Annotated in this window: 9 protein-coding genes; all 9 read left to right on the top strand. The window is 71.5% G+C overall.

Going from position 1 to position 5627, the window contains the following annotated elements; genetic code table 11:
- The first annotated feature begins 81 nt into the window (after positions 1-81).
- The 9 genes from VGD70_RS14505 to VGD70_RS14545 all read left to right on the top strand — a co-directional run bounded on the left by VGD70_RS14505 (position 82) and on the right by VGD70_RS14545 (position 5438).
- Positions 82-393 carry a hypothetical protein gene (locus VGD70_RS14505; RefSeq protein WP_331081966.1) on the top strand — a complete coding sequence of 104 codons (312 nt, stop codon included), beginning with the start codon at positions 82-84 and terminating at the stop codon, positions 391-393.
- 21 nt (positions 394-414) lie between these two features.
- A complete protein-coding gene (locus VGD70_RS14510; protein ID WP_331081967.1) occupies positions 415-906 on the top strand; it encodes a hypothetical protein in 492 nt (163 codons plus the stop codon).
- Positions 903-1001 (top strand): pyrroloquinoline quinone precursor peptide PqqA, encoded by a 99-nt coding sequence (gene pqqA / locus VGD70_RS14515; protein ID WP_291415221.1) that lies wholly within the window; start codon positions 903-905, stop codon positions 999-1001. The genes VGD70_RS14510 and pqqA overlap by 4 nt, the downstream gene beginning before the upstream one ends.
- An 88-nt stretch (positions 1002-1089) precedes the next feature.
- Positions 1090-1809, top strand: coding sequence for a pyrroloquinoline-quinone synthase PqqC (gene pqqC / locus VGD70_RS14520; protein ID WP_331081968.1), 720 nt, complete (start codon positions 1090-1092; stop codon positions 1807-1809).
- A 3-nt stretch (positions 1810-1812) separates the two neighbouring features.
- Entirely contained in the window at positions 1813-2070 is a 258-nt protein-coding gene (pqqD, locus tag VGD70_RS14525; RefSeq protein WP_331081969.1) for a pyrroloquinoline quinone biosynthesis peptide chaperone PqqD, read from the top strand.
- On the top strand, positions 2061-3161 hold the full coding sequence (gene pqqE / locus VGD70_RS14530) for a pyrroloquinoline quinone biosynthesis protein PqqE (RefSeq protein WP_331081970.1): 1101 nt from the start codon (positions 2061-2063) through the stop codon (positions 3159-3161). The genes pqqD and pqqE overlap by 10 nt, the downstream gene beginning before the upstream one ends.
- Positions 3158-4048, top strand: coding sequence for a pyrroloquinoline quinone biosynthesis protein PqqB (gene pqqB, locus VGD70_RS14535; RefSeq protein WP_331081971.1), 891 nt, complete (start codon positions 3158-3160; stop codon positions 4046-4048). Before pqqE ends, pqqB begins: the two co-directional genes overlap by 4 nt.
- Positions 4049-4124: 76 nt before the next feature.
- Positions 4125-4700 (top strand): isopentenyl-diphosphate Delta-isomerase, encoded by a 576-nt coding sequence (idi, locus tag VGD70_RS14540; RefSeq protein ID WP_331081972.1) that lies wholly within the window; start codon positions 4125-4127, stop codon positions 4698-4700.
- A gap of 90 nt (positions 4701-4790) precedes the next feature.
- A complete protein-coding gene (locus tag VGD70_RS14545; RefSeq protein WP_331081973.1) occupies positions 4791-5438 on the top strand; it encodes an SRPBCC family protein in 648 nt (215 codons plus the stop codon).
- Positions 5439-5627 lie beyond the last annotated feature (189 nt).

Raw genomic sequence — 5627 nt, forward strand, 5'->3', positions numbered from 1 at the left:
AAGCGCGAACGGGATGAGCAGCACCGTAAGCAGCGTCCGCACCCGATTCGACGCGGGTGGCGGGGGCGTGTGTCCGTGCCCGTGACCATGCCCGGGACCGACCAGCTGCCCGGGCACCTCGTCGCCGTCGTCTCCCTCGACATGCTGCCGGCGCCTACGGCCGACCGGCCGCTCGGGCGGCTCGTCAGGTTCGTCGCGTTGCGGGCGCCTACGGCTGTGCGGCTGATCGGGCGGCTCGTCGGGTTCGTCGCGTTGCCGGTGGCTGTGGCCGTGCGGCCGACCGGGCACGCCGCCCGCGTTATCGCGATCAAGCTGGTCACGGCCGAGGTGATCAAGGCGGTCGCCGTGATCACCGTCCAGCCCGTCGCCATCGTCGCGGTGGTCGCGGTCTAGGCGGCCGCGATCAAGCAGGCCGTGATCACCGCCAAGCCCGTCGTGGCCGAGCCGGTCGCCGCTGCGTCGGCGGCTGCGGTCGAGCGGCTCGCTGTCAGCGCGGCGGTGGAGATCAGGCCGATCGTCGTCGCGGTTCGGCGGGCCGGGGTCCAGAGCGTCGCCCTCGTCATGGGAGGCCGCGTCGAACCAGCCGTCGTTGCCGCGGGGCCGGGCGGGTCTGTCGTCCGGGTGGTTCGGCTTGTCCGGTTCCTCCTCGTGCCGGGCGTGCCGGTGCGCGCCGGTCACCCGGGGGATCGGTTCGGTCTCGCCGTCGTACACCCCGGCAGTGTCTCAGGTGAGCGGATCCGCATCTGTGAAGTGGGTGTCGAGGAGGCCTCGACCGCCGGCGCGCGCCGCACCTCCCGTTCGAGGCCACCGTCAGCGACCCTCGACCGTTTTCGTCGGATCTTCGATGTTGGTGTCGATACCCTGAAATCGCAGGGTCACTCTCGTCGAACCTGGAGGCAATCATGAACGACTCCACCCAGCTCGAGGTCTGGACCACCCCCGACTTCGTGGAATACGAGACGCCGATGGAGGTCACCGCCTACGCGGCGCGCATGGACTGACGCTTCACGCCTGTCCGGCGGTCGGGGGCCGGACACCACCGGTCCCCGCTCCGCCGGTCGCGAGCCTGCACACATCGGAGGTGTCAGCGTGTCCGAGCCGAGTCTTCCGCGCAGTGCCAACGAGTTCGTCGCGGCGTTGCGTGGCCTGTCGCACCGGTACTGGGGGACCCATCCCTTCCATCACCGCATGCACGCCGGCGAGCTCTCCGCGCACGAGCTGCGGGTGTGGGCGGCCAACCGGTGGTACTACCAGTGCGTGCTGCCGCAGAAGGACGCGGCCATCATCAGCAACTGCCCGGTGCCGGAGGTGCGCCGCGGCTGGCTGGACCGGATCGTCTACCACGACGGCATCGCCGAGAGCAGTGTGGACGGCCTCGCAGAGAGCGGCCGCGAGCGCTGGCTGCGGCTGTGCGAGGCGGTAGGCCTCACCCGGGCCGAGGTGCTGGACGAGCGGCACGTCGTGCCGGGTGTCCGGTTCGCGGTCGACGCCTACGTCACGTTCGCGCGCACCAAGCCATGGGTCGAGGCGGTGGCGTCCGGGCTCACCGAGATGTTCTCCGGGCACCTGATGCAGCGCCGGGTCGGCGACATGCTGGCCAACTACGACTGGATCCGGCGCGAGGACCTTGCGTACTTCACCAACCGGGTCGAGGCCGTGTCCGGCGAGGGAAAGTCCACTTTGGACACCGTGGTGCGTTACTGCATCACGCGCGAGCAACAGGACAAGGCCATCGCCGCGCTGTCGTTCAAGTGTGACGTGCTGTGGTCCATGTTGGACGCCATCGAGCGCGCCGCCGCGAAGGAGTAGGCCATGCCCGCGAAGCCCCGCCTGCGCCGCGGCGTCCGGCTCACGTTCGACAAGACCAGGGACACCCACGTCCTGCTGTTTCCCGAGGGTGTGCTGGTGCCCAACGCCACCGCGGCCGCGGTGCTGGAGCTGTGCGACGGTGCGTCGGACGTCGCGGACATCGCGTCGAGGCTCGGCAGCCGGTTCGCCGGGGTGCGGGCCCAGGACGTCGCCGATGTGCTGGCCCGACTGGAAGGCCGGAGGGTCGTCGAATGGACGTGACCGTCGAGCCGCCGCTCGGCATGCTGGCCGAGCTCACCCACCGCTGCCCGCTGCACTGCCCGTACTGCTCGAACCCCGTCGAGCTGGCGGCCAAGCGCGACGAGCTCAGCACCGACCAGTGGCTCACCGTCCTCGACGCGGCGCGTGACATCGGCGTGCTGCAGGTGCACATGTCCGGCGGGGAGCCGCTGCTGCGTCCCGACCTGCCCGCGCTGGTGGAGCGTGCGTCCGAGCTCGGGTGTTACGTGAACCTGGTGACCAGCGGGCTGGGCCTCACCCAGGACAGGCTGTCGGAGCTGGTGGACCGCGGGCTCGCCCACGTGCAGCTGTCCGTGCAGGGCGCGGACGCCGTGCGGGCCGACCTCATCGCCGGGGCGAAGGCGCACGTCCGCAAGATCGAGGCGGCCGCCGTGGTGAAGTCGCTCGACCTGCCGCTGAGCGTGAACGTGGTGCTGCACAAGGCCAACCACGACCAGGTGGGTGCGCTCATCGAGCTGGCCGAGCGGATGGGCGCGGACCGGCTGGAGCTGGCGAACACCCAGTACTACGGGTGGGCGCTGCGCAACCGCACCGCGCTGATGCCGACGCCCGCGCAGCTGACCGCGGCGGAGCCGATCGTGCGCGCGGCGGGCGAGCGGCTGCGCGGCACGATGGAGATCGTCTACGTGGTGGCCGACTACTACGAGAAGTTCCCCAAGCCGTGCATGTACGGGTGGGGTGCGCGGCAGCTCACCGTCGCGCCCAACGGCGACGTGCTGCCGTGCCCGGCCGCGTCGGTGATCACCACGCTGCCCGTGGAGAACGTGACGCGCCGGCCGCTGCGCGAGATCTGGTACGAGTCCGAGTCGTTCAACGCCTACCGCGGCGACGGGTGGATGCGCGACCCCTGCCGCACGTGTGACCGGCGCGCGCTCGACTTCGGTGGCTGCCGCTGCCAGGCGTTCATGCTCACCGGCGATGCCGCGTCCACCGACCCGGTGTGCTCGCTGTCGCCGGATCGCGGGGTGGTGGACGGGATCCTGGCCGCCGAGAACGCGGTCGACGTGCCGCCGCCGTTCGTGATGCGCAGGCCGACCGTGGCCCGCTCGTGAAGGTTCGGCTGCTCGGCACGGCGGCCGGCGGTGGGTTCCCGCAGTGGAACTGCGCGTGCGCGATGTGTGCGGCGTGCCGCACGGGCGCACCCGAGGTGCCGGCGCGAAGCCAGGACTGCCTCGCCGTCAGTCCACAAGGGACCGACTGGTACCTGGTCAACGCGTCGCCCGACATCCGCTCGCAGGTCGTCTCCGCGCCGTGCCTGGCGCCCGGCCCGGGGCCGCGGGACACGCCGCTGCGTGGGGCGCTGCTCACCGACGCCGAGCTCGACCACACACTGGGCCTGATGTTGCTCCGGGAGGGTGGCGGGTTGTCGGTGTGGGCGCCGCCGGCGGTGCTGCACGCGCTGGGGGAGCGCTTCCCGATCCGCGACACGGTCGCCCGCTACGGCGACTGGCACTGGGAGCCGGCCGGCGTGTCGCTCGGTGGCCTGACCGTGTCGGCGCTCGGCGTCAGCGACAAGCGCCCCAAGTACGCCCGGGGCTCCACTGTGGACGGTCCGTGGGTCGTGGCCTACCGGCTGGCGGACCCGGCCACCGGCGGCGTGCTGGTGTACGCGCCGTGCCTGGCGACGTGGCCGCCCGGGTTCGACGAGCTCGTCGACGGCGCGAGCTGCGTGTTGCTCGACGGCACGTTCTTCTCGCCGCGGGAGATGACCGGCACCGGCACGAGCACGGCGGCGCAGCACGCGATGGGCCACGTGCCGATCGACGGTCCCGGTGGCAGCCTCGAGCGGATCCGGGCCCACGCCGGCTCGGGCACGCGGTGGATGTACACGCACCTGAACAACACCAACCCGGTGCTCGACCGGCGCTCGCCGGAGTACCGCCGGGTGTGTGAGGCGGGTGTCGAGGTGCCGGAGGACGGGACGACGCTGAACCTGTGAGGCGGCGGTTCACGGAGCCAGGCATCCTTGACACCTTGGTGTCGTCGGGTCGTCGAGGTCGTCGAGGGGAGTCGCGATGGAAGAGGTGGTCCTGCTCGACGAGCAGGGGCGGCGGGCCGGCACCGCCGACAAGGCGACCGTCCACCATCGGGACACGCCGTTGCACCTGGCGTTCTCCTGCTATGTGTTCGACGCCGGTGGCGAGTTGCTGGTCACCCGCCGCGCGCGAGCGAAGAAGACCTGGCCCGGCGTGGTCACCAACTCCTGTTGCGGCCACCCCGCGCCGGACGAGCCGTTCGCCGGCGCGGTGGCTCGCCGGCTGCGAGACGAGCTCGGTTTGGCCGTGTCGTCGGTCGACCTGCTGCTGCCCCGGTTCCGGTACCGCGCGGTGATGGCCAACGGGGTGGTGGAGAACGAGCTGTGCCCGGTGTTCCGCGCGGTGACGGACTCGGTGCCCCAGCCGCAGCCGGCGGAGGTCGACGAGTTCGGCTGGGTGTCGTGGCCGTTGTTCGTGAGCATGGTCGTTGGCGGCGAGCTCACGGTGTCGCCGTGGTGCCGCGAGCAGGTCGACCAGCTGGCCGCGCTGGGCGCGGACCCGTTGGGCTGGCCGGTGGCCTCGGCGTCCGCACTGCCGCCGGCCGCCGCGCGGTAGTCCGGCTCCCCCTTCGCAGTAGAGTTGACTTATATAAGTCTGCGCCGATATATTGGCTGTCCCGTCTCACGAGACCACGAGGAGAGCCCCATGATCGATGTCGCCCACCAGATCAACGCAGTGCGCCGGCGGGTGAGCAAGCGCGTTCTCGAGGCGGGGGAGGCGCGGATCGTCACGGTCAGCCAGGTGTATGACACCGAGCCGGAGGATCTGTGGGACGCGTGCACGGACCCGTCGCGGATCTCGAGGTGGTTCCTCCCGGTGTCGGGCGAGCTGCGCCTGGGTGGCCGGTACCAGTTGGAGGGCAACGCCGCCGGCACGGTGGAGAGGTGCGACCCACCGAAGAGCTTCTTCGCGACGTGGGAGTACGGCGGCGAGGTCAGCTGGATCGACGTCCGGATCACCCCCGAGCCGGCGGACAAGTCGAGGCTCGAGGTCGAACACATAGCCCACGTCGACGACGAGCGCTGGGCAGAGTTCGGCCCCGGCGCCGTGGGCGTCGGCTGGGACATGATCCTGCTGGGCCTGGCCCTGCACGTGTCACCCGGTGCGGCCATGTCCGCGGAGGAGGCCATGGCGTGGCAGAACTCCGCCGAGGGCCACACCTTCTCCACCGAGAGCAGCGAACGCTGGTATGAGGCCAGCATGGCAGCCGGCGAGCCCGAGCCAATGGCCCGAGCAGCAGCCGACCGCACAACAGCCGCCTACACGGCCGCACCGGAGCCACCAACCACCTGACCGCCCGCGCCGCCGCCGCGACTACCGCGCCGCGGCCGCGACTGCGCCCCAATGGATGGCCCCAACGGATGCCGGCGCGCCGGCTGGTTGCGCGTCGGCCGGTTGCGCGCCGGCCGCCTCCGGCGGTCGGGCGGAGCTTGGCCCTCGTCACCTCCCGTCGTGGGCTTGGTCGGCGTTGTCGTGGCGCCG

The organism is Actinophytocola sp., assembly GCF_036402745.1.
In the GTDB taxonomy this organism is placed as follows: Bacteria; Actinomycetota; Actinomycetes; order Mycobacteriales; family Pseudonocardiaceae; genus Actinophytocola.